The 25,524-nt window shown below is 62.1% G+C and carries 25 protein-coding genes; 18 read left to right on the forward strand and 7 right to left on the reverse strand.

Going from position 1 to position 25,524, the window contains the following annotated elements; all coding sequences use genetic code 11:
- The 6 genes from BLX42_RS05115 to BLX42_RS05140 all read left to right on the forward strand — a co-directional run.
- A partial coding sequence (locus BLX42_RS05115; RefSeq protein ID WP_178110721.1) for a 2-oxo acid dehydrogenase subunit E2 occupies positions 1-215 on the forward strand: 215 nt, incomplete at its 5' end.
- Positions 216-311: 96 nt separating this feature from the next.
- Complete coding sequence (lpdA, locus tag BLX42_RS05120) at positions 312-1,748, forward strand: dihydrolipoyl dehydrogenase (protein WP_039602469.1); 1,437 nt, start codon at positions 312-314, stop codon at positions 1,746-1,748.
- A 172-nt stretch (positions 1,749-1,920) separates the two neighbouring features.
- A complete protein-coding gene (gene sucC / locus BLX42_RS05125) occupies positions 1,921-3,087 on the forward strand; it encodes an ADP-forming succinate--CoA ligase subunit beta (RefSeq protein WP_011534748.1) in 1,167 nt (388 codons plus the stop codon).
- Positions 3,087-3,971: a succinate--CoA ligase subunit alpha gene (gene sucD / locus BLX42_RS05130; protein WP_003254203.1), complete on the forward strand. Its 885-nt coding sequence runs from the start codon at positions 3,087-3,089 to the stop codon at positions 3,969-3,971. Before sucC ends, sucD begins: the two co-directional genes overlap by 1 nt.
- Before the next feature lie 392 nt (positions 3,972-4,363).
- On the forward strand, positions 4,364-5,677 hold the full coding sequence (gene brnQ, locus BLX42_RS05135) for a branched-chain amino acid transport system II carrier protein (RefSeq protein WP_046785248.1): 1,314 nt from the start codon (positions 4,364-4,366) through the stop codon (positions 5,675-5,677).
- Between the two features lie 180 nt (positions 5,678-5,857).
- Complete coding sequence (locus BLX42_RS05140; protein ID WP_119687484.1) at positions 5,858-6,607, forward strand: DUF599 domain-containing protein; 750 nt, start codon at positions 5,858-5,860, stop codon at positions 6,605-6,607.
- A gap of 66 nt (positions 6,608-6,673) precedes the next feature.
- Here BLX42_RS05140 and BLX42_RS05145 read toward each other — a convergent pair whose 3' ends face one another.
- Positions 6,674-6,943, reverse strand: coding sequence for a hypothetical protein (locus BLX42_RS05145; protein WP_012315342.1), 270 nt, complete (start codon positions 6,941-6,943; stop codon positions 6,674-6,676).
- A gap of 165 nt (positions 6,944-7,108) precedes the next feature.
- On the opposite strand from BLX42_RS05145, the gene BLX42_RS05150 reads away from it, so the two are divergent.
- The 4 genes from BLX42_RS05150 to BLX42_RS05165 all read left to right on the forward strand — a co-directional run bounded on the left by BLX42_RS05150 (position 7,109) and on the right by BLX42_RS05165 (position 10,828).
- Positions 7,109-7,585 carry a PaaI family thioesterase gene (locus BLX42_RS05150; RefSeq protein WP_161871280.1) on the forward strand — a complete coding sequence of 159 codons (477 nt, stop codon included), beginning with the start codon at positions 7,109-7,111 and terminating at the stop codon, positions 7,583-7,585.
- Entirely contained in the window at positions 7,582-8,064 is a 483-nt protein-coding gene (locus tag BLX42_RS05155) for a PaaI family thioesterase (RefSeq protein ID WP_115274283.1), read from the forward strand. Before BLX42_RS05150 ends, BLX42_RS05155 begins: the two co-directional genes overlap by 4 nt.
- Before the next feature lie 69 nt (positions 8,065-8,133).
- The gene (gene htpG / locus BLX42_RS05160) at positions 8,134-10,038 is read left to right on the forward strand and encodes a molecular chaperone HtpG (RefSeq protein WP_046785421.1); all 1,905 of its coding nucleotides are present in this window, start codon (positions 8,134-8,136) and stop codon (positions 10,036-10,038) included.
- 64 nt (positions 10,039-10,102) lie between these two features.
- On the forward strand, positions 10,103-10,828 hold the full coding sequence (locus BLX42_RS05165) for a dienelactone hydrolase family protein (protein ID WP_161871281.1): 726 nt from the start codon (positions 10,103-10,105) through the stop codon (positions 10,826-10,828).
- A gap of 31 nt (positions 10,829-10,859) precedes the next feature.
- Here the strand turns inward: BLX42_RS05165 and BLX42_RS05170 are convergent, their stop codons facing one another.
- Complete coding sequence (locus BLX42_RS05170; RefSeq protein WP_161871282.1) at positions 10,860-11,723, reverse strand: pirin family protein; 864 nt, start codon at positions 11,721-11,723, stop codon at positions 10,860-10,862.
- A 114-nt stretch (positions 11,724-11,837) separates the two neighbouring features.
- Here BLX42_RS05170 and BLX42_RS05175 point away from each other — a divergent pair, with 114 nt between their 5' ends.
- Positions 11,838-12,842 carry an amidohydrolase family protein gene (locus BLX42_RS05175; protein WP_161871283.1) on the forward strand — a complete coding sequence of 335 codons (1,005 nt, stop codon included), beginning with the start codon at positions 11,838-11,840 and terminating at the stop codon, positions 12,840-12,842.
- Between the two features lie 89 nt (positions 12,843-12,931).
- On the opposite strand, the gene fabB is transcribed toward BLX42_RS05175, so the two are convergent.
- The 5 genes from fabB to BLX42_RS05200 form a co-directional block, all read right to left on the reverse strand.
- The gene (gene fabB / locus BLX42_RS05180) at positions 12,932-14,152 is read right to left on the reverse strand and encodes a beta-ketoacyl-ACP synthase I (protein ID WP_012315335.1); all 1,221 of its coding nucleotides are present in this window, start codon (positions 14,150-14,152) and stop codon (positions 12,932-12,934) included.
- Between the two features lie 11 nt (positions 14,153-14,163).
- Positions 14,164-14,679, reverse strand: a complete 516-nt coding sequence (gene fabA / locus BLX42_RS05185) for a 3-hydroxyacyl-[acyl-carrier-protein] dehydratase FabA (protein ID WP_012315334.1) — start codon at positions 14,677-14,679, stop codon at positions 14,164-14,166.
- A gap of 201 nt (positions 14,680-14,880) precedes the next feature.
- On the reverse strand, positions 14,881-16,812 hold the full coding sequence (locus BLX42_RS05190; RefSeq protein WP_161871284.1) for an ATP-binding protein: 1,932 nt from the start codon (positions 16,810-16,812) through the stop codon (positions 14,881-14,883).
- Positions 16,809-17,699, reverse strand: a complete 891-nt coding sequence (locus BLX42_RS05195; RefSeq protein ID WP_161871285.1) for an ABC transporter substrate-binding protein — start codon at positions 17,697-17,699, stop codon at positions 16,809-16,811. The genes BLX42_RS05190 and BLX42_RS05195 overlap by 4 nt, the downstream gene beginning before the upstream one ends.
- Complete coding sequence (locus BLX42_RS05200; RefSeq protein WP_174142478.1) at positions 17,699-19,846, reverse strand: TonB-dependent siderophore receptor; 2,148 nt, start codon at positions 19,844-19,846, stop codon at positions 17,699-17,701. The genes BLX42_RS05195 and BLX42_RS05200 overlap by 1 nt, the downstream gene beginning before the upstream one ends.
- 160 nt (positions 19,847-20,006) lie before the next feature.
- On the opposite strand from BLX42_RS05200, the gene BLX42_RS05205 reads away from it, so the two are divergent.
- The 7 genes from BLX42_RS05205 to BLX42_RS05235 form a co-directional block, all read left to right on the forward strand.
- On the forward strand, positions 20,007-21,032 hold the full coding sequence (locus BLX42_RS05205) for an NAD(P)H-dependent glycerol-3-phosphate dehydrogenase (RefSeq protein ID WP_046785238.1): 1,026 nt from the start codon (positions 20,007-20,009) through the stop codon (positions 21,030-21,032).
- 36 nt (positions 21,033-21,068) lie between these two features.
- Positions 21,069-21,416 carry a DUF4389 domain-containing protein gene (locus tag BLX42_RS05210; protein WP_046785237.1) on the forward strand — a complete coding sequence of 116 codons (348 nt, stop codon included), beginning with the start codon at positions 21,069-21,071 and terminating at the stop codon, positions 21,414-21,416.
- Positions 21,413-21,871, forward strand: a complete 459-nt coding sequence (sixA, locus tag BLX42_RS05215; RefSeq protein ID WP_046785236.1) for a phosphohistidine phosphatase SixA — start codon at positions 21,413-21,415, stop codon at positions 21,869-21,871. The genes BLX42_RS05210 and sixA overlap by 4 nt, the downstream gene beginning before the upstream one ends.
- Positions 21,872-22,043: 172 nt before the next feature.
- Positions 22,044-22,832, forward strand: a complete 789-nt coding sequence (locus BLX42_RS05220; protein ID WP_115274289.1) for an alpha/beta fold hydrolase — start codon at positions 22,044-22,046, stop codon at positions 22,830-22,832.
- Positions 22,829-23,683, forward strand: coding sequence for an alpha/beta hydrolase (locus BLX42_RS05225; RefSeq protein ID WP_161871286.1), 855 nt, complete (start codon positions 22,829-22,831; stop codon positions 23,681-23,683). Before BLX42_RS05220 ends, BLX42_RS05225 begins: the two co-directional genes overlap by 4 nt.
- A gap of 109 nt (positions 23,684-23,792) precedes the next feature.
- The gene (locus tag BLX42_RS05230) at positions 23,793-24,584 is read left to right on the forward strand and encodes a DUF4892 domain-containing protein (RefSeq protein WP_125924920.1); all 792 of its coding nucleotides are present in this window, start codon (positions 23,793-23,795) and stop codon (positions 24,582-24,584) included.
- 12 nt (positions 24,585-24,596) lie between these two features.
- Positions 24,597-25,524: AI-2E family transporter (locus BLX42_RS05235; RefSeq protein ID WP_161871287.1), on the forward strand; the 928-nt coding region annotated here is incomplete at its 3' end.

Consider the following 25,524-nt stretch of genomic DNA (forward strand, 5'->3'; position numbering starts at 1 on the left):
CCCCGATCGTCAACCCGCCGCAGGCCGCCATCCTCGGCATGCACAACATCATCCAGCGTCCGATGGCCATCAACGGCCAAGTGGTAATCCGCCCGATGATGTACCTGGCGCTGTCGTACGATCACCGCCTGATCGACGGCAAGGAAGCGGTAACCTTCCTGGTGACCATCAAGAACCTGCTGGAAGATCCGTCCCGCCTGCTGCTGGACATCTAATCGCGCAGCTGTAAGCTGCAAGCCGCAAGCTTCAAGCCGAAGCCTGCTGGACTTGCGGCTTGCAGCTTGCCGCTTGAAGCTAAAAAGGAATCTTTTATGACCCAGAAATTCGACGTAGTGGTGATTGGTGCAGGTCCTGGCGGTTATGTGGCTGCCATCAAGGCTGCCCAACTTGGTCTGAAGACTGCCTGTATCGAGAAGTACACCGACGCCGAGGGCAAGCTGGCCCTGGGTGGCACCTGCCTGAACGTAGGTTGCATTCCGTCCAAGGCGCTGCTGGACAGCTCCTGGAAGTACAAGGAAGCCAAAGAGAGCTTCAACGTCCACGGCATCTCCACTGGCGAAGTGAAGATGGACGTGGCCGCGATGGTTGGTCGCAAGGCTGGCATCGTCAAGAACCTGACCGGTGGCGTTGCCACCCTGTTCAAGGCCAATGGCGTCACTTCGATCCAGGGCCACGGCAAACTGCTGGCTGGCAAGAAAGTCGAAGTCACCAAGGCTGATGGCACCACCGAAATCATCGAAGCCGAGAACGTGATCCTGGCCTCCGGCTCGCGTCCGATCGACATTCCGCCGGCTCCGGTCGACCAGAACGTCATCGTCGACTCCACCGGCGCCCTGGAATTCCAATCGGTTCCCAAGCGTCTGGGCGTGATCGGTGCTGGCGTGATCGGCCTGGAGCTGGGCTCGGTGTGGGCTCGCCTGGGTGCTGAAGTCACCGTCCTGGAAGCCCTGGACACCTTCCTGATGGCTGCTGACACCGCAGTGTCGAAAGAAGCCCAGAAGACCCTGACCAAGCAAGGCCTGGACATCAAGCTGGGCGCTCGCGTCACCGGCTCGAAAGTCAACGGCAACGAAGTCGAAGTGACCTACACCAACGCCGAAGGCGAGCAGAAGATCACCTTCGACAAGCTGATCGTCGCGGTCGGCCGTCGCCCGGTGACCACCGACCTGTTGGCCTCCGACAGCGGCGTGAACATCGACGAGCGTGGCTACATCTTCGTTGACGACCACTGCGCTACCAGCGTACCGGGCGTCTATGCCATCGGCGACGTTGTCCGCGGCATGATGCTGGCGCACAAGGCCTCGGAAGAGGGCATCATGGTCGTCGAGCGCATCAAGGGCCACAAGGCCCAGATGAACTACGACCTGATCCCTTCGGTTATCTACACCCACCCGGAAATCGCGTGGGTCGGCAAGACCGAACAAGCCTTGAAGGCCGAGGGTGTTGAGGTTAACGTAGGCACCTTCCCGTTCGCGGCCAGCGGCCGTGCGATGGCGGCCAACGACACCGGTGGTTTCGTCAAGGTCATCGCCGATGCCAAGACCGACCGCGTACTGGGTGTACACGTGATTGGCCCGTCGGCTGCCGAACTGGTTCAGCAGGGCGCGATCGCAATGGAATTCGGCACCAGTGCCGAGGATCTGGGCATGATGGTCTTCAGCCATCCAACCCTGTCCGAAGCGTTGCATGAAGCAGCGCTGGCAGTGAATGGCGGCGCCATTCACGTGGCCAACCGTAAGAAGCGTTAATTATAAGAAACCACGGCGGGCTGCCCGTCGTGAGTCTTGCGTGCATGACTCACCGCGGAACGTCCGCCGGACCGGATCACACGGGAAAACCCGGGGTCAACGGTCACAGGTGGTGCGGCGCCAGTAATGGCGCAGCGCCGAAGCGCAGTACCTAACGAAGACGGTAAAAAGCATGAATCTTCACGAGTATCAGGGTAAGCAGCTGTTCGCTGAGTACGGCCTGCCAGTTTCCAAGGGTTTCGCTGTCGATACCCCTGAGCAAGCTGCAGAAGCCTGCGACAAGATCGGCGGTTCCGAGTGGGTTGTCAAAGCCCAGGTCCACGCTGGTGGTCGCGGTAAAGCGGGCGGCGTCAAGCTGGTTCGCAGCAAGGAAGACGCCAAGGCGTTCGCTGCACAGTGGTTGGGCAAGAATCTGGTGACCTACCAGACTGATGCCAACGGTCAACCCGTCTCCAAGATTCTGGTCGAATCCTGCACTGACATCGCCAAAGAGCTGTACCTGGGCGCTGTAGTGGATCGTTCGAGCCGCCGTATCGTGTTCATGGCGTCCACCGAAGGTGGCGTGGACATCGAGAAAGTCGCTCACGAAACGCCTGAGAAGATCCTCAAGGCTACCATCGACCCGCTGGTCGGCGCTCAGCCGTTCCAGGGTCGTGAACTGGCATTCCAGCTGGGCCTGGAAGGCAAGCAGGTTCAACAGTTCGCCAAGATCTTCGTTGGCCTGGCCAAGCTGTTCAAGGATCACGATCTGGCCCTGCTGGAAGTGAACCCGCTGGTGATCAAGGCCGATGGCGACCTGCACTGCCTCGATGCCAAGATCAACATCGACGCCAACGCCATGTACCGTCAGCCCAAGCTGAAGACCTTCCACGACCCGTCGCAGGACGACGCTCGTGAAGCCCACGCTGCCAAGTTCGAACTGAACTACGTTGCCCTGGAAGGCAACATCGGCTGCATGGTCAACGGTGCCGGCCTGGCCATGGGTACCATGGACATCGTCAACCTGCACGGCGGCAAGCCAGCCAACTTCCTCGACGTGGGCGGCGGTGCTACCAAAGAACGCGTTACCGAAGCGTTCAAGATCATTCTGTCCGACAGCAATGTCGCGGCCGTACTGGTCAACATCTTCGGCGGCATCGTTCGCTGCGACATGATTGCCGAAGGCATCATCGGTGCAGTGAAGGAAGTCGGCGTCAAGGTTCCGGTAGTCGTTCGCCTTGAAGGCAACAACGCCGAACTGGGCGCAAAAGTACTGGCAGAAAGCGGTTTGAACATCATTGCGGCAACCAGCCTGACCGACGCTGCTCAACAAGTTGTCAAAGCTGCGGAGGGCAAGTAATGAGCGTCCTGATCAATAAAGACACCAAAGTCATCTGCCAGGGCTTCACCGGCTCGCAGGGTACTTTCCACTCCGAACAGGCCATTGCCTACGGCACCAAGATGGTCGGCGGCGTTACCCCGGGCAAGGGTGGCACCACCCACCTGGGCCTGCCGGTGTTCAACACCGTCAAGGAAGCCGTGGAAGCTACCGGCGCTGACGCTTCGGTGATCTACGTTCCGGCTCCGTTCTGCAAAGACTCGATCCTGGAAGCTGCCTTCGGCGGTATCAAGCTGATCGTCTGCATCACCGAAGGCATTCCTACCCTGGACATGCTGGATGCCAAGGTCAAGTGCGACGAGCTGGGCGTGACCCTGATCGGCCCTAACTGCCCAGGTGTCATCACCCCGGGCGAGTGCAAGATCGGCATCATGCCAGGCCACATCCACTTGCCAGGCAAGGTCGGTATCGTTTCGCGCTCCGGCACCCTGACCTACGAAGCTGTGAAGCAGACCACCGACGCCGGCTTCGGCCAGTCGACCTGCGTCGGCATCGGCGGTGACCCGATCCCGGGCTCGAACTTCATCGACATCCTGAAGCTGTTCCAGGAAGACCCGAAGACCGAAGCGATCGTCATGATCGGTGAGATCGGCGGTTCGGCTGAAGAAGAAGCCGCGGCCTACATCAAGGCCCACGTGACCAAGCCAGTCGTTTCCTACATCGCTGGTGTTACTGCACCTGCGGGCAAGCGCATGGGCCACGCTGGCGCCATCATTTCCGGCGGCAAGGGCACTGCGGACGAGAAGTTCGCCGCCCTGCAGGACGCTGGTGTGAAGACCGTGCGTTCCCTGGCTGACATCGGCAAGGCCCTGGCCGAGCTGACTGGCTGGGAAGCCAAGAAGTAAGTAACACAAAGTAATATGTAGTACCCCCACGCGCACAAAGGCCACCTTCGGGTGGCCTTTGTCGTTGTGCGGCTGTGAAGGCTGCGCCCCCACCTTCGGAAAGCTCGATCACCCTGATCAGGATTTTCAACCAGACATCCGCTCGAATCAGCAATAAACTGTCGTCGAACACGGTCAACCAGACGACAAACATGTACGCACATCGGACAAGCAGCACTGTGCCAGTGCGTTTAGCGGGTAAAACGGTTAATCTACGCGTTCACTTTGTGCCCGTACCCCAAAAGGGAACGACACGCTAAACGGGTCTGGCCTATCAAGCCGGGCAGCATTTCCCTCACTCAAGGGGAAATCCCTTCTCGAATCCCGATTTCAGCAGTGTGGTACTACCCTAAATGAAAGTTTTAAAAGGCCAGGATATCCTGGCGCTTGGCTTTATGACGTTTGCGCTTTTTGTGGGCGCTGGCAATATCATCTTCCCGCCCATCGTCGGTCTGCAGTCCGGGCCGCATGTCTGGATGGCCGCTCTGGGCTTCCTGGTTACGGCTGTGGGCCTGCCGGTTATCACCGTGGTCGCACTGGCCAAGGTCGGTGGTGGCATGGATGCGCTCAGCAGCCCGATCGGCAAGTTCTTCGGTGGCCTGTTGGCGGCGGTATGCTACCTGTCGGTCGGCCCGCTGTTCGCAACTCCGCGCACCGCGACCGTGTCGTTCGAAGTGGGTGTGGCACCGCTCACCGGCGAAAGCCCGTTGGCGTTGTTCCTCTACAGCCTGGTGTACTTCATCGTGGTACTGGCGGTGTCCATGTACCCGGGCAAGTTGCTCGATACCGTGGGCCGTTTCCTCGCGCCGCTGAAGATTATCGCCCTGGCGGTACTTGGTATCGCGGCGTTCGCGCTGCCGGCCGGCACCATTGGTGAGGCACAGCCTGCCTATGCAGCTGCGGCCTTCTCCAAAGGCTTCTCCGATGGCTACCTGACCATGGACACCCTGGGTGCGCTGGTCTTCGGTATCGTGATCGTCAATGCCATCCGTTCGCGGGGTGTCGAGTCGCCGAAGCTGATCACCCGCTATGCCATCATTGCCGGCCTGATTGCCGGTGTAGGCCTGGCGCTGGTCTACATCAGCCTGTTCCGCCTGGGAGCCAGCAGCCATGATATCGCGGCTGGCGCCACCAACGGTGCAGCGGTATTGCACGCCTACGTACAGCACACCTTCGGTTCGCTTGGCAGCGGTTTCCTGGCGGTACTGATCGCGCTGGCCTGCCTGGTGACTGCCGTAGGCCTGACTTGCGCATGCGCCGAGTACTTCAGCCAGATCCTGCCGCTGTCGTACCGTGCACTGGTGGTGATCCTGGCGGGCTTCTCGCTGCTGATTTCCAACCTGGGCCTGACCAAGCTGATCATGTTCTCGATCCCGGTGCTGACCGCCATCTACCCACCGTGCATCGTGGTGGTAGGCCTGAGCTTCGTCAAAGACCTGTGGAATTCGCCAACACGTATCCTGGCGCCGGTCATGCTTGTATCGCTGTTGTTCGGCATGGTTGACGCGATCAAGGGCAGCAGCATTGCCCACGTGCTGCCGGACTTCATGGCCCACCTGCCGCTGAGCGATCAGGGCCTGGCCTGGCTGGTGCCGTCGGTGGTGACACTGATGGCGGCTGTGGCGTGCGACCGCATGCTTGGCAAGCCGCGCGAAGCGCTGGCCTGATAGGTTGACGCCTGCCGTTGGCACCGGCCACAAGCCGTAGGGTGCCCGCGAAGGCCGATACACCAAACCCCGCACCCACAAGGGTGCGGGGTTTTTTATTGCGCCTATGTGCCTTTGCGTGCTTGCAAGCGTCGAAATGCGGTCCCTATCCTTGTCTGCCCTGGCCTTCGGGAAAACTGCATGAATTTCATCCAAAGCAACCTTCACAACGTGTTGGCCCTCTGCTGGTTCGCCCTTTGCTGGGGCGGCTATACCCGCTATGCCATCTGGAAGGGCCGCGACACTGCCTGCTTGGCCAGTGTGCTGCATCTGTACCGGGAAGACTGGATGCGCCGCATGCTGCTGCGCGACAACCGCATCGCCGATGCCAGTGTAATTGGCAATCTGGAGCGCAACGCGTCGTTCTTTGCCTCCAGTACCCTGATCATTCTGGCCGGCATCCTGACTGTTCTGGGGGCCACTGACCGCGCCCTGTCGCTGCTGGCCGACCTGCCTCTGGTGCAGCAGGCCTCGCAAGGCATGTCGGAAATCAAGCTGCTTTGCCTGGCGATGGTTTTCGTCTATGCGTTCTTTACGTTCAGCTGGTGCATGCGCCAGTACAACTTCGCAGCAGTGCTGGTGGGGTCTGCGCCCATGATAGGCGAGCGGCTGGTCAGTGAGCTTGAGCGCAAGGCTTTCGCTTCGCGGGCGGCGAGGGTGTTGTCGCTGGCGGCCAATCAGTTCAACTTTGGCTTGCGGTCTTATTACTTCGGCATGGCCATGCTCACCTGGTTCATCAGCCCGTGGTTGTTCATGGTCGTGAGTGTAGGAGTGGTATTGATCCTGTATCGCCGGGAGTTCCACTCCGATGTGCTGGAAGTGATGGTGTTCACGCCAACGGAAAGTGCGCCTACCGAGACCAGCAAGGAAGGCCTCGGTACAAACACGTGAAACGTTTAACCTATAACTGGCAGGCACAAAAAACCCGACAATGTCGGGTTTTTTTGTGCGTCGCGATTACTGCTTGGCAGGCTCAGCCGGTGCAGTAGCCGGAGTTGCCGGAGCGGCTTCTTCAGCAGCCTTCTGCTCGGCTTCAGCCTGATCTTTGGCAGCTTCGGCGTTTTCCTCGGCGGCGTCGTTCATTTTATCCTGAGCTTCGCCCATTTTTTCCTGGGCTTGCTCGGCATGTTCCTGTGCGTCTTGGGCTTTGTCTTCGCTCGCTTTATCGCAAGCAGCCAGGCCCATGGCAGCAGCCAGCATCAGAGCAAAAGCAAATGGTTTACGCATTGGGTGTTTCTCCTTGGTGGAATAAGTGACTTGTTCCTTCGAGTTCGGCCATGCGGCAATAGTTCCGTATCAGTTACAGATATATAACACCGCATCGCGGATAGACTTTTTATCACACTTATGCAGATGTCGCAGGCGCCAGTGGCTGTGAAGAGGAGTGTACCGATGACCGATTCAAGCTTGATGGCCATGGCCGAGCGTTTCTTGTCGGCACTGAAACATTGTCAAGTGTTGCAAATGCGCGTGGAGCATGCGGACGCCGATGGCATGACGCTGCTCTTGCCCTGGTCGCCAGCCATCGTCGGCAACCCGCAGACCGGCGCAGTGCATGGTGGTGCCCTGACCACGCTGATGGACACCACCTGCGGGATGGCCACCCTTTGCGTGCTGCCGAGCTTTGAAGTATGTCCAACGCTGGACCTTCGTATCGACTACATGCATCCGGCAGAGGCGGGAAAGCCCATCTATGGTCATGCCCAGTGCTATCGGGTCACCCGAGACGTGATTTTCACCCGTGGGATGGCCTATCAGGACGGCCCCGCCCAGCCGATCTGCCAGGTTGTCGGTACCTTCATGCGCCTGGGGCAGGAGGTCAAGGGCGGCATCCGGTTCGGCAAGGGGCTGAAGGAGGGCGGGGCATGATTCCACAAGACGTACGTCGACAGCTCAACGCGGCGCATGCCGTGGGCGATTACCAGCCATTGCTGGCGTTGATACCCTACGCCAGCCTGATCGGCATCACCTGTGAGCGCCAGGGCGATGACCTGCTGTTCCGCTTGCCGGCCAGCCCGGACAACATCGGCAACCCGTTGCTGCCGGCCATCCATGGCGGTGTGATTGCTGGGTTCATGGAGCTTTCTGCCGCCTTGTATCTGCTGATCTACAGCGAGAGCGCCAGCATCCCCAAGATCATCGATTTTTCCATCGACTACCTGCGCGCCGGGCTCTTTCGCGACACTTACGCGCAGTGCCAGCTCTGGCGCCAAGGCCGGCGGGTGACCAATGTGGCGATCACCGCCTGGCAGGGCGATCGACAATCGCCGATCGCCACTGCCCGTGCGCATTTCAAGATTGAGCCCCAAAAGCCCTTGAAATCGTCGGGGCTGCCCCCATCTGCATGACATCCGCCGTTAATGCATGCCGATTCGGCTGCCGGCGCCCACTGCCATCAGATCGGAGTTTTGAAGACCATGAGTGTGGAAACACAAAAGGAAACCCTGGGCTTCCAGACCGAGGTAAAGCAGCTGCTGCACCTCATGATTCACTCGCTGTACTCGAACAAGGAAATCTTCCTGCGTGAGCTGATTTCCAACGCTTCCGACGCCGCCGACAAGCTGCGTTTCGAAGCCCTGGCCAAGCCAGAGCTGTTCGAAAACGACGCCGACCTGAAAATCCGCCTGAGTTTCGACAAGGACGCCGGTACCGTGACCCTCGAGGACAACGGCATCGGCATGAGCCGCGAAGATGTGATCACTCACCTGGGTACCATCGCCAAGTCCGGCACGGCCGACTTCATGAAGAACCTCACCGGTGACCAGAAGAAGGATTCGCACCTGATCGGCCAGTTCGGTGTGGGGTTCTACTCTGCCTTCATCGTGGCCGACAAGGTCGACGTGTTCAGCCGTCGCGCCGGCCAGCCGGCTGCCGAGGGCGTGCACTGGTCGTCCAAGGGCGAGGGCGACTTCGAAGTTTCCACCGTCGAAAAACCACAGCGCGGTACCCGTATCGTCCTGCACCTGAAGAAGGACGAGCAGGAATTCGCCGATGGCTGGCGCCTGCGTAACGTGGTCAAGAAGTACTCCGATCATATTGCCCTGCCGATCCAGCTGCCCAAAGAGCAGGCGGCCGCCGAAGGTGAAGAGCAGCCGGCCGAAGAATGGGAAACCGTCAACCGCGCCAGTGCCCTGTGGACCCGCCCGCGTACCGAAATCAAGGACGAGGAATACCAGGAGTTCTACAAGCACATCGGCCATGACTTCGAAAACCCGCTGGCCTGGAGCCACAACAAGGTCGAAGGCAAGCTCGAATACAATTCGCTGCTGTACGTGCCGGCCCGCGCGCCGTTCGATCTGTACCAGCGTGAAGCGCCGCGCGGCTTGAAGCTGTATGTGCAGCGCGTGTTCATCATGGACCAGGCCGAGTCGTTCCTGCCGCTGTACCTGCGCTTCATCAAGGGGGTGGTCGACTCCAATGACCTGTCCCTGAACGTCTCCCGCGAGATCCTGCAAAAGGATCCGATCATCGATTCGATGAAAACTGCGCTGACCAAGCGTGTGCTGGACATGCTGGAGAAGCTGGCGAAGAACGAGCCTGAGCAGTACAAGGGCTTCTGGAAGAACTTTGGTCAGGTGCTGAAGGAAGGCCCGGCCGAAGACTTCGCCAACAAGGAGAAGATCGCCGGCTTGCTGCGCTTTGCCTCCACCCATGACGAGAGCGGCGAGCAGAGCGTCTCCCTGGCCGATTACCTGGCGCGCGCCAAGGAAGGCCAGGACAAGGTCTACTACCTCACCGGCGAGTCGTACGCGCAGGTCAAGAACAGCCCGCACCTGGAAGTCTTCCGCAAGAAGGGCATCGAAGTGCTGCTGCTGACCGATCGCATCGACGAGTGGCTGATGAGCTACCTCAACGAGTTCGACGGCAAGGCCTTCGTCGATGTCGCGCGTGGCGACCTGGACCTGGGCAAGCTGGACTCCGAAGAGGACAAGAAGGCCCAGGAAGAAGTCGCCAAGGAAAAAGAAGGCCTGGTCGAGCGCCTGAAATCTGCGCTGGGTGAGAGCGTCGCCGAAGTGCGTGTGTCGCACCGCCTGACCGATTCGCCGGCAATCCTGGCCATCGGTGAGCAGGACCTGGGCCTGCAGATGCGCCAGATCCTCGAAGCCAGCGGGCAGAAGGTGCCGGACTCCAAGCCGATCTTCGAATTCAACCCGACTCATCCGCTGATTGAAAAGCTGGACAACGAGCAGAGTGAAGACCGCTTTGCCGAACTGTCGCACATCCTCTTCGATCAGGCGGCCCTGGCGGCTGGTGACAGCTTGAAGGATCCGGCGGCGTACGTTCGTCGTCTGAACAAGCTGTTGGTCGAGCTGTCTGCTTGAGTTGATGCATCGATAAGCCCGCTTCGGCGGGCTTTTTTAATGGTGAATGCCCAAGGAGTGCTTGATGAGCAAGGTAATCGTCGAATCGCTGGTTTATCACCTGTCCGGCAAGGCCTATGAAAGCCGTCTGGTGTATGAGCCAGGTGCGCTGGGGCGACCGGGCCTGGTGATGGCGCCGAATTGGATGGGCATTGGCGAAGGTGCCGAGCGCATCGCCAAGGAAGTGGCCGAAAAAGGCTATGTGGTGCTGATTGCCGACCTGTACGGGCAATCGGTGCGTCCGTCCAATGCTGACGAAGCCGGGGCGGCGATGATGCCGTTGAAGAATGACCGTGGCGAATTGCGCAAGCGCATGAAGGAGGCGTTGGCGCAGCTGCTGGCACAGTCGAAGGCGTTACTGGAGCCTGGCAAGGTGGCAACCTTCGGCTTCTGCTTTGGCGGCTGCTGCGCCCTGGAGCTGGCCCGTACCGGTGCAGACCTGAAGGCTGCGGTGTCGTTCCATGGCACGCTGGATACCCCGAACCCTGAAGATGGCAAGCACATCAAGGGCTCGGTGTTGGTGCTGCACGGCGCATCCGACCCGCTGGTGCCGAGGGAGCAGCTGCCGGCGTTCGAGGAAGAGATGAATGCGGCCAAGGTGGATTGGCAGCTGCTGAGCTATGGCGGCGCGGTGCACTCGTTCACCGACCCGAATGCCAATGTGCCGGGCAAGATGCAGTATGACCGCAGGACCTCGGAGCGGGCGTTCCGCTCGATGCACAATTTGCTCACTGAAGTGTTCCAGCGCTGACGGTGCAGTGGGGCCGCAAAGCGGCCCCACTTTAACGCGGTAGCTCGATCCGCGAAGTCTCCCCCGGCACCACCGGCCAATCGCCGGCAGCCCATTTCGCCCGGGCGTGTTCGATCAGTTGCGGATCACTGGCCACGAAATTCCAGTTCATCCGCCGTGGCCCATCCAGTGGCTCGCCGCCGATCAATACCAGCTGGCATTCACCCTCGGCATACAAGTCAATCTCTTCGCCCTCAGGCAGCACCACCAAGCTGCACGCCTCGACTTCCTCATCATTCATCATCAGCTCGCCGTCGAGCAGATACAGCGCCCGTTGCGCATGCTCATCAGGTACCACCAGCGTGGTCGCCGATTGCATCTGCACATGCGCGTAAAGGGTAGGGGAGAGGACTGGCACCGGCGATTCCAGGCAGAAACCGCTACCGGCAATCATGCAGATGCGTACCCCCAGGTTATCGCTCACTGGCAGGCTGGCCGCGGCGTGATGGCTATAGCTCGGTGCGCCTTGCTCGAGCGCGCGGGGCGACGCCAGCCACACCTGCAGCCCATGCAGGCGCGAACTGTGCGCCAACGCATCGGCCGGGGTGCGTTCGGCATGCGCCACGCCGCTGCCGGCCGTCATCCAGCTCACATCGCCAGGCAACACGCGCTGATTCGAGCCCAGGCTGTCCTTGTGCAGGATCGCCCCTTCGAACAGGTAGGTCAGCGTCGACAGGCCGATATGCGGGTGCTGGCGAATATCCATGCCGTGGCCCGGCGCATAGTCGGTCTCGAGCATGTGGTCGAAGAACACGAACGGGCCGACGCTGCGGCACTGCGCCGACGGTAGTGGGCGCAGGATCGGTTGGCCCTCGACCGACTCGGCGCGCGGGCGGATCACCAATGGGCTGCTCATGCTGTGCTCCAGGCGGCGGGAAATAGCACCAGCATAGCGGTTTGCCGTGCATGGCTGAACCGCTGGCTTGGCCGCCAGGTCTACTCTGTTCATACACAGAGAAGGATGCTGCCCATGATCGCCAGAGCGCTGGCCTGCCTGCTGTTGAGCGCAACGTTGTGCCAGGCGGCACAGGCGCGTGATTACCGCTACAGTGACGCCCACCTGCACTATGTGGACTTCTTTCAAGAGACCGAGGGTATGGCTGCCCTGATCAAGGCCATGGATCAAGCGGGTGTCGACCACTCGATGATTTCTGGCATTCCGGTGGCCAAGAAATGGCACGAGGATGAGCCCAAGCGGCCGCGCTATTACGCCGGTGACGATGCCGACGCCTACTGGTACAGCGCCACCGATACCTACGTGGCGGCGGCGCTGCAGAAGCTGCCGGCCGAGCAGCGCAAGCGTTTTCATCCTTTCCTGACCGGTTTCAATCCGGTAGACAAGAATGCGGTCAGCCATATCGAGCGCATGCTCGATCTCTACCCTGGCCTCTGGCAGGGCATAGGTGAAGTATTTACCCGGCACGACGACCTTACTGCGCTGACCAGCGGTGATACGCCGCGCGCCAACAACGAGGCCATGACCCGTATCTATCACCTGGCAGCCGAACGCGACATGCCGGTACTGCTGCATTCGAACATCACCTCCAAGCGTGAGCGCAACCCGCTTTACCTGGCCGAGATCGAGGAACCGCTGCGCAATCATCCGCATACCCGGTTCATCTGGGCGCACGCGGGCACGAGCATGGAGATTCATCGGCATCAGACGCAGATGGACTTTCTATTGCCGGTGCTGACGCGCCTGCTCAACGACTACCCGAACCTTTACATCGACTTGTCGTGGACTGTGCTCGAGCCCTACCTGCTGGATGACAAGGGTGTGCCGCGCAAGGAGTGGCTGGCGCTGGTCGAGCGCTTCGCGCAGCGGTTCATGCTTGGGTCTGACGTGGTGGGCAAGTTTGGCAGCGTGGGGGAGCAGATGCACAGCTTCAAGCCGTTTCTGGATGCCTTGCCGGAAGGGGTGGCGAAGCAGGTGGCGCGGGACAACTTCCTGGAGGTCTTGCCCAAGGCTCGCTGACGGTCTGCCCGAACGCTACGCGGCACAGGCAAACACAAAAGAAAACGCCCCGAACCAGTCGGGGCGTTTTCATTTACCGCATCAAGGCATTACTTGCCAGTCCAGCGCTTGAGCACCAGGGTGGCGTTGGTGCCGCCAAAGCCGAAGCTGTTGCTCATGACCGTGTCGATCTTGGCGTTTTCTTCGGTTTTGCGCAGGATCGGCAGGTCAGCGACTTCCGGGTCCAGTTCGTCGATGTTTGCGGAGCCGGCGATGAAGTTGTTCTCCATCATCAGCAGGCAGTAGATCGCCTCGTGGACGCCAGCAGCACCCAGCGAGTGGCCCGACAGGCTCTTGGTCGAGCTGATCTTCGGTGCCTTGTCGCCGAACACGGCGCGAACACCTTTGATTTCGGCAACGTCGCCGACCGGAGTCGAGGTGCCGTGGGTGTTCAGGTAGTCGATCGGGGTGTCGACAGTGGCCAGTGCCTGCTGCATGCAGCGAATGGCGCCTTCGCCGCTTGGGGCAACCATGTCGTAGCCGTCGGACGTCGCGCCGTAGCCGACGATTTCGGCGTAGATCTTGGCGCCACGGGCGAGGGCGTGTTCCAGTTCCTCGACCACGACCATGCCGCCACCGCCAGCGATGACGAAGCCATCACGGTCGGCGTCGTAAGCGCGCGAAGCCAGTTCCGGAGTATCGTTGCGCTTGGTCGACAAGGCGCCCATGGCATCGAACAGGAACGACTGGCTCCAGTGCTCTTCTTCACCGCCACCGGCGAAGACGATGTCCTGCTTGCCCCACTGGATCTGCTCCAGGGCGGTGCCGATGCAGTGTGCCGAGGTGGCACAGGCCGACGAGATCGAGTAGTTCAGGCCCTTGATCTTGAACGGGGTGGCCAGGCACGCCGAAACGGTGCTGCCCATGGTGCGGGTGACGCGGTAGGGGCCGACACGCTTGACGCCTTTCTCGCGCAGGGTGTCCAGCGCTTCCATCTGGTTCAGGGTCGAGGCGCCGCCGGAGCCAGCCACCAGGCCGGTACGCGGGTTGGAAACCTGCTCTTCGGTCAGGCCGGCGTCCTTGATCGCGTCCTGCATCGCCAGGTAGGCATACGCCGCAGCGTGGCCGACGAAGCGGTAGACCTTGCGGTCGATCAGTTCTTCGAGGTTGAGGTCGATGGAGCCGGAAACCTGGCTACGCAGCCCCTGTTCCTTGTATTCCGGGTTATAACGGATACCCGGACGGCTGTTGCGCAGGTTTTCGGTGACGGTAGCTTTGTCATTGCCCAGGCACGATACGATGCCCAGACCAGTGATAACGACGCGGCGCATGCGAATAACCCTTAGAAATTGTCAGTGGAGGTGAACACGCCGACCCGCAGGGCTTCGGCAGTGTAGATCTCGCGGCCGTCAACGCTGACCGAGCCATCGGCGATGGCCATGTTCAGCTTGCCCTTCAGGACGCGCTTGATGTGAATGTTGTAGGTGACTTTCTTGGCGGTAGGCAATACCTGGCCAAAGAATTTCACTTCACCGGAGCCCAGGGCGCGGCCACGGCCAGGCAGGCCCTGCCAGCCCAGGAAGAAGCCCACCAGCTGCCACATGGCGTCAAGGCCCAGGCAGCCCGGCATTACCGGGTCGCCTTCGAAGTGGCAGGCGAAGAACCACAGGTCCGGGGTGATATCCAGCTCGGCGACCAATTCACCTTTGCCGTACTTGCCGCCTTCTTCGCTGATATGGGTGATGCGATCGACCATCAGCATGTTCGGCGCGGGCAGTTGCGCATTACCTGGGCCGAACAGCTCACCGCGACTGCAGCGCAGCAGGTCTTCCCGAGTAAAGGCGTGTTGTTTGGTCATGCGAGCTCCTCAATAACCCCCTGTGGCAGGGGATGAATCTTCCCGGCCAACCCGGCATCAGTCCGGGCGGCAGCCTACAGGTAGACTATTGCGTTGTGGTGAAAGTCACAGCGCACCTGGCGAAAGAAGTACAGGTGTGCACTGAAACGTCTATTTTCAGGGCCGATGAAGGTCCTGTCCAGTCCTTAAGACTGCCGCACTTTAGCATTTATCGCCAGTCGCGGCTGTCCGGCCGGGTAACCAGCGTTGCAACACCTGCTGCAGGTCAGTGCGGCGCAACGGTTTGCTCAGGTAATCGTCCATGCCGGCGGCCATGCAACGTTCCCGGTCACCCTGCAGGGCGTTGGCGGTCAAGGCGATGATCGGCAACTGGCCGCCGTTGGGTAGCAGGCGTATGCGTCGGGTGGCTTCATAACCATCGACCTGCGGCAGGCGGCAGTCCATCAGGATCGCAGCAAAGTGCTGCTGGCTGACCTTTTCCACGGCCTGGATGCCGTCATGGGCCACGCTGACCTCCAGCCCCAAGCTGCGCAACATGGCTTCGATGACGCTCTGATTGACCGGGTTGTCCTCCACCAGCAGGATCCGTTCGCCTTTGGCGAGCGGTGTGTGAGCCGCCAGCGCGCCGGGCAATGTCGCAGGCGCAGAGCTCGCCAGGGCTAGCGGCATTTCCAGGGTGAAGGTCGAACCCAGCCCTTCGTGGCTTTCGCCACGCAGCTTGCCGCCCATGCGTTCAGCAAGGGTACGAGCGATGGACAGCCCCAGGCCAGTACCGCCATAGCGCCGGGAAATCGAGCTGTCGGCCTGCTGGAAGGCGACGAACATCATTTCCAGGCGTTCGCTGTCGATGCCGATGCCTGTGTCGCGCACGCTGCACGTGAACCACAGCGTCTGACGATCGAGCGCCTGCCAACGCGCTTCGACCTGCACCTGGCCGCGTTCAGTGAACTTCAGGGCATTGCCGACCAGGTTGAGGAGGATCTGGCGGATGCGCGTCGGGTCGCCCACCACCTGCAGCCGCTCGCTCTGGGCCGGTAATTGCAGTTGCAGATCCAGGCCCCGTTGCTGTGCGCTGTGTTGGAAGGACTGCACGCTGCTGGCGATCAGCTCGCCGAGATTGAAGTCAATATGCTCCAGTTGCAGCGTGGTGCGTTCGATCCGTGAGAAATCGAGAATGTCGTTGATCACCTTGAGCAAGTGCCCGGTGGATTCGCTGGCCACCGCCGTGTACTCGGCCTGCTCGCTGGTCAACTGGGTGGTTTCGAGCAGTTGCAGCATGCCCAGCACGCCATTCATGGGGGTGCGCAGCTCGTGGCTCATCATCGCGAGGAATTCCGACTTGGCGCCGTTGGCCTGCTCGGCCTCCTCGCGGGCCTGGATCAACTGGGCAATGGCTTGCTTCTGTTCGGCGCTGGCCTGTTCCAGTGCGCTGGCCAGGTTGTTGATGTGGCGTGCCAGGTGGCCCAGCTCGCTGTCGTCGACCACCGGCAGCGGGGTGTTGTAGTCACCTTGCTGGATGGCCTTGACCGCATGGCCCATGTCGCTGATCGGCTTTGCGAGGCTCATGGCCAGGCGCCGTGCGAGCAGGAAGGTGAACAGCAGGGCGAACAGCGCCAGGATGCCAGCCTTGATAACGATCTCCTGTTGACGCTGGCTGAAGGCGTCGTCCGACATGCCGACGATCACCCGCCCCAGATAATCATCCCCGATCGCCGGCGACGGCGCTTTGCCCTGCTGCAGGAAGTCGTTGTCCAGGCGTATTTGCTGAAGCCGGATCGGCGCCTGGAACACCTCCACGCGTTGTGCCCGGTTAGCGCTCTCGTCAGACTGCTCGACGTACACCAGGATGTGGTTGCGGCTGTCCTGCACTTCCAGAAAGCGCACGTGGGGGATGCTCAGGGTGGCGCGCATCAGGCCTTCGAGCACTTCGTCGTTACCCGAGATCACACCGTACTCGGACGCTGGAGCCAACTGATTGGCGATCAGCTGACCGGTATGGTTGAGCTCTTGGCGCAAGTCCTGGATGCGCACGAAGGTGAAGAAGCTGATCAGCAGCAATGTCAGCAGCAGCGCAGGGCCCAGGCTTATGATCTGCGTACGGGTGTGGATATCCCAGCTCAGGCGTCTAGTCATGGGGTGGGTTCTCCTTCAGCCAAAACCTTGGCAGTGGCGTTCGGATCGATCGGTTCAAGGCCCAGGGCGCGAGCCACCTGCTGGTTGCCGCTGACCCCGAAACGTGCGGGGTAGAGGCTGCGCGGCCATTGCGCTGGCGGGCGGTCGAGCAGTTGGTCGAGCACCGCCAGCCAGTCCTCCTGGTCGCTGTAGGTACTGGCCAGGGCACCGGCGCGGACAAAGCCGGCGTTCGGGCCGATCAGCGCCATCTGCCGGCCGTAGGTGCTGAGCAGCAGGTTCTTGGCGGTCTTGGAGTTGTAAAGGTCGGGGTCTTCCAGGCCCAGTAGCACGTCGCTATTGCCCAACAGATCCAGCAGCGGCCGGCTGTCGCGCTGGTCCGGCCATTGCTGGGCGACGATTTCCAGCCCCAGTGGCCGGGCTGCCTGGCGTAGTTCATCAAGCAGAAAATGGCTGTGTTCTGCGTACAGCACGCCGATGCGTTGGGCCTGCGGCAACAGGTAGCGGGCCAGGCGCAACTGGCGGGCCAGGGGCGGGTCACTCCACAGCAGCGTCAGGTACGCCGGTCGCGACTTTCCCAGGCGCTGCTCGGCCTGCACGCGGCTGATGCGCATGGCCAGGGCCGCCGGCCCTTTGCTTTCGGCCAGGCGCCACTCCAGTGCGGCGCTGTCAAGCAGCACCAGGCGCAGGTCGGCCTTGAGCTTGCCTGGGCGCGGCAGTTCGGCGACGGTCTGAAACCGTACCTGATCTTGGTTGCGGCGGCCTTCGAGAGCCGCGACAAAGCTGCGGATGCCGGGCTGTTCCTCGCCACCGACCAACAGGATTTCGCTGGCGGACAGCGAGCCTAATGGCCAAAGGCAGAACACCAGCAGGCGCAGCAGGCGGGCCATCAGAACTCCAGCTCCGCGCTGACGCTCAGGCGGTGACGGCTGTCATAGCGGTTCTGGAGGGTGGTGGTCGGCTCGTCGTCCAGGCGTTGCTGCCACAACGCAGCCAGCTCAAGGGTGCTGCCCTCGATCCGAAAGCGTTTGGCCAGACGCAGGTCGAGGCGCTCGTAGCGATACTGGTTAAGTGCATCGTCGCCGTAGTAGAACAGCGCACTGGACCAGCCATCACCCCATTCGCGCATCCAGCCCGCCGAGCCGCTGTTGCGGGCGGTGTTGGCGCTGTCGGCGGGGTTGCTGGCCCAGGCATCGACATAGGCATATGTGAAACGCAGGCGGTCTCGCCGGGTAGGGCGCCAGTCCAGCTGTGCCTCGCTGCCGCTGAATCGGGCCTTGTTGGCGTTACTGGCGATGTACTGGTTGTTCCTCAGGGGCTCGCTGATCATTCCGGTGATCTCGTCGTAGAACAGTTTCACATCCATGTTCAGGTCGATAGCAGTGAACTGGCCGTTGTAGCCCAGCTCGCGTGAACGCATGCGTTCCTGGTCGAGGTCGCCCGGGCCGCGGGTTTTGACGAAATACTCGCCGTTCTGCTGGCCGAACGCAGTAGGGGTCAGGTTCTTGACCGTGTAGCTCCAGTTGACGTTGTTTTCGAACATGTCCGGCGAGCGCACTGCCTCGGAGTACACCGCACGCAAGCCGTGGCGCGGGGTGATCAGGTAGTTGACTGCCATGCGCGGGGACAGCGAGCTGCCGGACAGTTGCGAGTCTTCGAACATCGCGCCGCCCTGCAGGATCCAATGATCGTCCGCGCGCCACTCCAACTGGCCGAAGAGGCGCCAGGTCTGATCGTCCAGGCCTCCGTCGAAATACGTCTGTGAGTCGGCGCGGTCATAACGGTAGTTCATGCCGCTGAGCAGGCGCAGGTTGTCGGTCAGGCTCAGGGTATCCTGGATTTCCAGGTCGTAGCGGGTTTCACGGGTGCTTTGGTCGACATCGCCGCACACCACGTTGCTGCCGCCCTGGTTGTTCCACTGGTCCTTGATGGCATCGACCAGCGCCTGCTCTTCGGGGTTGCTGCTGTTGGGCGGGTTGTTGGCGCCGCGGGCGACCTGCTCGGCAAAATTCGGGTTGAGCTGCCACAGCCGGGTCAGTTCCGGGCTGAACGACAGCGCTGCATCGCAGGCGCGCCAGACCTGCTGGCGGTCGAAGTGCTGGGCCGAGCCCTGCACGTACAGGCTGTGGTCAGGGTTGAAGTCGATGTTCCAGCGCACGGAGCCTGCGTAGTCCTTGGCGTTGACGTCGGCGTTGTTGCCGCTTTCGGTGACGAAGGGGAATACGGGCTGGTAGGTATAGGGCCGCTGGTTGCTGCCCTCTTTGGCTGCCAGTTGCCATTCCAGGGTCTGATTTGTCGCGAGGCTATGGCTGACGCTGAGGTTGAAGCGGTTCAGGCGGCGGCTGTCGCGGTAATCCTGGCCAAACTGGTTTTCATCGAAGCCGTCATCTTTCTGGCCCGACACCGACAGGCGCAGATCACCGCCGTCCCAGCCGAAGCCGTGGCTGAGGTAGTAGTCATCGATGCCATCCTGGCCGCGGGTCAGCTTCATGCGCGTGCCATGGCTGTCCGCCGGATTGCGGGTGAGAATGTTGACCACCGCCATCAGTGCATTGGCGCCGTAGCTGACGGTGTTGGGGCCGCGGAATACCTCGATGCGTTCGATGTCCTCCAGCGCCACCGGGATGTCGCTCCAGTCCACCGTGGCCAGGCCTGCACGGTACACCGAGCGGCCGTCGATCAGCACCTGCATGCGCCGGGCTTCGTTGACGTTGGTGCCGTGGTAATTGACGGTTGGCTGGTTGCCGGCGCCGTAGCCGATCATCATCCCCGGCACCAGGCGCAGCAGTTCGGGGATGTCGCGGGCGCCGCTGGCACGGATCAGTTCGCTGTCGAGCACGGTCATGCTGCCCGGCACGGCGGCCGGGGATTGTTTCAGCCGCGTGGCGGTCAGAACCTGTGGCAGGTCGGCGTTGTCGATGAACAGGTCGTCGGCCACGGCCGGGCTGCCGAGCAAGGCAGTCAGCAGCAACAGGCGAGGGTAGGGAGGCGTGCCATGGAACACGATACGGCCTTGTATCAGAGTTGAAACAGGCATGTTAACTGACCATGGGGGTTTTGCCAGCCACAGGCTGCAAGCTGCAAGCTACAAGAAAACCTTGTGGCCAATGAGGGCGCTGTGTCTTGCAGCTTGCAGCTTGCAGCTTGCCGTATAATGGCCCGGTCGCCACTTAACTTATGGCTTTAACGGATTGAATATGACTGAACAGCAACCTGTTGCAGTTCTGGGAGGCGGCAGCTTCGGCACCGCCGTGGCGAACCTGCTGGCGCAGAACGGCGTGCCGGTACGCCAATGGATGCGTGACCCTGAGCAGGCCGAGGCCATGCGCGTCAATCGCGAGAACCCGCGCTACCTCAAAGGCATCCGTCTGCATGACGGCGTCGAGCCGGTCAACGACCTGCTGGCCACGTTGCACTACAGCGACCTGATCTTCGTCGCGCTGCCCTCCAGCGCCTTGCGCAGCGTTTTGGCCCCGCATGCCGCGCTGCTGCGCGGCAAATGCCTGGTCAGCCTGACCAAAGGCATCGAAGCGCAGAGCTTCAAGCTGATGAGCCAGATCCTCGAAGAGATCGCGCCCGATGCGCGAATCGGTGTGTTGTCCGGGCCAAACCTGGCCCGCGAGATCGCTGAGCATGCGCTCACCGCTACCGTGGTCGCCAGTGAAGATGAAGACCTCTGCCAGCGCGTGCAGGCGGTATTGCACGGGAGTACCTTCCGGGTCTACGCCAGCAGCGACCGCTTCGGTGTCGAGCTGGGTGGGGCTCTGAAGAACGTCTATGCGATCATTGCTGGCATGGCCGTGGCGCTGGGCATGGGCGAAAACACCAAGAGCATGCTGATTACCCGTGCGCTGGCCGAAATGACCCGTTTCGCCGTGAGCCAGGGCGCCAACCCCATGACCTTCCTCGGCCTTGCCGGGGTCGGCGACCTGATCGTCACCTGTTCTTCGCCCAAGAGCCGCAACTACCAGGTCGGTCACGCCCTGGGCCAGGGCCTGACGCTGGAGCAGGCGGTCAGTCGCCTGGGCGAGGTGGCCGAAGGGGTCAATACCCTCAAGGTGCTCAAGGCCAAGGCTGAAGAGGTCCAGGTCTACATGCCGCTGGTAGCAGGGCTGCATGCCATCCTCTTCGAAGGCCGCACGCTGAACCAGGTGATCGAGCGCCTGATGCGCGCCGAGCCCAAGACCGACGTCGACTTCATTTCCATCAGCGGTTTCAACTGAGCCTTTAGCGGCTTTGAACAGAACAAGGAGCGACACATGAACGATACCCCTGAGCGCGCCCAGCGCGAGTCGATCATCCTGCGCGTGCTGTGGATGCTGGTGTTTCTGGTGGTGTGGCAACTGGCCGAGCTGCTGCTCGGCGGCCTGGTGCTGGTGCAGCTCATCTACCGTCTGATCTACGGCGCACCGAGCGCCAGCCTGATGAACTTCGGCGACAGCCTGAGCCAGTACCTGGCGCAGATCGGTCGCTTTGGCACCTTCCATACCGACAGCAAGCCGTGGCCTTTCGCAGACTGGCCCACACCGCGTGCGCCGGAAGGCGAAGCGCCGCATGCCGTTGCCCCTGCACCCCACCCGGTGCGCGATGAGGAGCCCAAACTGTGAAGCTTTGGGTATTGCGCCACGGTGAGGCAGAGCCCAGGGCCAACACCGACGCCGAGCGGCGCCTGACTGCCCACGGCCGCGAGCAGGTGCTGCACAGTGCTGCGCATCTGCTCGGCCAGCCGCTGCAGGCCATCATTGCCAGCCCCTACGTGCGTGCTCAACAAACGGCCGCCCTGGTGCATGACACCCTCGGTTTCGCCGAGCCGGTGCGCACCGTGCCTTGGCTTACGCCCGACAGCAACGTGCAGGAGGTGATCGCTGAACTCGAACGCCTGGGGCTTGAGCACGTATTGCTGGTCAGCCACCAGCCGTTGGTGGGTGCGCTGGTCGGCATGCTGGAGCATGGCCACGCGCAACAGCCTGCGCCTTTGAGCACCGCCAGCCTGGCGCAGCTTGAAGGCGACTGGCCGCTGGCGGGGCTGATGACCCTGCAGGCCCTGCAGCACGCGCCTTGATTGATCGGCAACGGGCGTTTGCGCCTGTTGCCGTGCCCCAGCCGATTACTCGCAGCCCGGCTTCGTCAGCGCCCGGTGACCTGATCGCCCTCGCCGATGACCTTTACGGACGTTGCCGAGCGCCCGCGGGATGCCGACAATGGGCCATCATCCTCGTACCGGACCAGGTGCCATGTCGCAGCAGATCTTCTTCGCCCATGCCAACGGCTTTCCGTCGGCCACCTACGGCAAGCTGTTCGCGGCCTTGGCGCCGGATTACCAGGTGCAGCATCTGCCCCAGCATGCCCATGACCCCCGCTTTCCGGTGAACGAGAACTGGCAGAGCCTGGTGGATGAGCTTTTACACCACCTGGCCAGGCAGGATCAGCCGGTGTGGGGTGTCGGCCACTCGCTGGGTGGCGTGCTGCACCTGCATGCAGCCCTGCGGTGTCCTGCTTACTACCGCGGTGTGGTCATGCTTGACTCACCGGTGCTGACCCGCGCCGATCAGTGGTTGCTGCGCACCGCCAAGCGCTTTGGCTTCATTGACCGCATCACCCCTGCAGGCCGCACGCTGGGGCGGCGCGAGGCGTTCAGCGACCGCGCCAGCGCACGGGACTATTTCGCCAGCAAAAAGCTGTTCCGGCATTTCGACCCCGACTGCCTGGAAGCCTACCTCGAGCATGGCCTGCAAGACATGGAGCAGGGGGTACGCCTGCGCTTCGATCCGGCTACCGAAATCAGCATCTACCGCAGCATCCCTCACGCAAGCCCGGCCCCTGCGCGGCAGCTTCAGGTGCCACTGGCGATGGTGCGGGGTGAGCGCAGCAACGTGATTCGTCGCCACCACACGCTGGCTGTGCGCGGCATGCCCAAGGGCGAGTACCACAGCGTACCCGGTGGGCACATGTTCCCGCTGGAGCGGCCGACAGACACTGCCAGCCTGATCAAAGGCCTGTTCGACCGCTGGGGCCAGGCATGAGTGCCCACGTGGAGGAAATCCGCCTCAGCCTGGGTCATATCGAGCTGGCTGCTCACCTGTTCGGCCCCGAAGACGGCCGGCCGGTGATCGCCCTGCATGGCTGGCTGGACAATGCCAACAGTTTTGCCCGCCTCGCACCGCAATTGAAAGGCCTGCGCATCCTCGCCCTGGACCTTGCCGGGCATGGCTACTCGCAGCACCGCCCGCCAGGCGCCGGCTATGCGCTGGCCGACTACGCCCATGATGTACTGCGGGTTGCCGAACAACTGGGCTGGCAACGGTTTGCCCTGTTGGGGCATTCGCTGGGGGCGATCATTTCTGTGCAGCTGGCCGCCGCCCTGCCAGAGCGGGTCAGCCATCTGGCGCTGATCGACGGCGTCATCCCGCCGACTGGCGCCGAAGCGGATGCCGGCGAGCGCCTGGGGTTGGCGCTGCAAGCCCAGTTGCGCCTGGATGGCAAACGCAAGTCGGTCTACAAGACCCTGGAGGAGGGCGTGCAGGCGCGCATGAAGGGCATGGTCGCGGTCAGCCGGGACGCTGCCGAGTTGCTCGCCCAGCGCGGCCTGATGCCGGTGCCTGGCGGTTACAGTTGGCGCAGTGACAGCCGCCTGACGTTGCCATCGCCGGTGCGCTTGAGCCATGCCCAGGCCATGGCCTACGTGCGCCGGGTGAACTGCCCGGCCTGTCTGGTGGTGGCGGCCGACGGCATGCTGGCGCGCCACGCTGAGCTGCTGCAACAGCTACCCTTTGAACAGCAGGTGCTGCCCGGTGGCCATCATCTGCACCTGAACGATGAACACGGCGCGGCCCTTGTCGCAGACTGTATCAATCGCTTCTTTGGCTTTGCTTGACTTGAGCCGGACAAGTGTCGAGGCTTGGCGGGTTGAACAGGGAGACAACCATGCAACTGCCAGACATCCTGGAGCTTCATTACGGCGCTCGCCGCCGCGCGGGTCGCCGATGAGCGTGCCCGTCATGATTCGTACTGCCGGCGCCTGCCTGGCGCTCGTAAGCCCGCTGCTGTGGGCCGGCGCCCTGCCCGTGCCCGTGGATGCCAAAGTGGTCGAACAACGCCCGGCAGTCGAGCAGGAGCGGGTCTACCCAATGGGCCCGCTACGCAAGATCAGCGGCCGTCTGCGCGTGGACGACAAGGTCGAGAGCCGAGGGCAGGTAAGTTCCATCACTTACGAACTGCCGGCCGAGCGTACGGCTCGTGAAGCCTTCACCAGTGCCCGCGAAGCGTTGCAGCGCGATGGCGGTTACCCATTGTTCTGGTGTCAGGGCCGCGATTGTGGCGAAGCCAGCCTGTGGGGCAATGAGGTATTCGGCAGCGCGCGGCTCAATGGCGGTGACGAGCAGCAGGCGTTCATCCTCCTGCGCCGCTCCGCCAAAGAGGCAGACACCCTGGTAGCGCTTTACAGCGTTACCCGCGGCAACCGCCGCGCCTACCTGCACGTGGAAGAGTTCGTCGCCAGCAGCCCGCTGGGTGAACTGATGCCTACGCCGGCTACGGTGCTGCGCGAAATGCGCGACACGGGCAAGCTCGACTACCCCGACCTGGCTGTGCCGCAACCTTCCTGGGTGACCTTGTTGGGTCGCAGCCTGAACCTGGACAGCACGTTGCGTGCAAGCCTCAGCGGTCCCCAGGCTGAGGCCTGGCGCGAGCAGCTGGTCAGGGCCGGTGTACGCAGCAACCGGCTCGAAGTCGGCAATGCCCCCACCGATGGCCTGCACCTGGAACTGATCCGTTGAATGAGCGCCACCATGGCCAACAATGATCGCCTGCTGATCCAGATTATCCTGCTGACCTTGCTCGGCGCTGCGTTGTGGGTGATGGCTCCTTTCATTTCCGCGTTGTTGTGGGGGGCTATCCTGGCGTTTGCCAGCTGGCCGCTGATGCGCCTGCTGACACGCGCACTGGGTGGGCGTGAAACACTGGCGGCAGGCCTGCTGACCTCGGCCTGGATACTCATCGTGGCCTTGCCGTTGGTGTGGTTGGGCTTCAACCTCGCCGACCATGTTCGGGACGCCACCGCCTTCGTGCGCGACGTGCAGGTCGATGGCTTGCCTGATGCCCCCGCGTGGCTGGGCGGCATTCCCCTGGTCGGTGAACGCCTGGTCAGCGGCTGGCAGTCTCTCGACCAGCAGGGCGCCGCGCTGATCGCGTCGGTCAAGCCTCACCTGGGCCAGGTCGGCAACTGGTTGCTGGCACGCAGTGCGCAGATCGGCAGTGGTGTGCTGGAGCTGACGCTGAGCCTGGTCTTCGTGTTCTTCTTCTATCGTGACGGCCCGCGCCTGGCGGCGTTCGTCCTGCGTTTGCTGAACCGCCTTGTAGGTGAGCGCGCCGAGTATTATCTGGAGCTGGTGGCGGGCACCGTGCAACGGGTGGTCAACGGGGTGATCGGTACTGCGGCGGCACAGGCACTGCTGGCCTTGATCGGCTTCCTGATCGCCGGTGTGCCGGGGGCCATCGTGCTGGGCCTGGTCACCTTCATGCTCAGCCTGATCCCCATGGGGCCGCCACTGGCGTGGATACCCGCAACCGCCTGGCTGGTATGGCAGGGTGAGTACGGCATGGCGGTGTTCCTGGGTATTTGGGGCACCTTCGTCATCAGTGGCGTGGACAACGTGCTCAAGCCTTACCTGATCAGCAGGGGCGGCAACCTGCCGCTGGTGATCGTGCTGCTCGGGG

Origin of the sequence: Pseudomonas sp. SG-MS2, assembly GCF_009933855.1 — a bacterium.
Classification (GTDB): domain Bacteria; phylum Pseudomonadota; class Gammaproteobacteria; order Pseudomonadales; family Pseudomonadaceae; genus Aquipseudomonas; species Aquipseudomonas putida_E.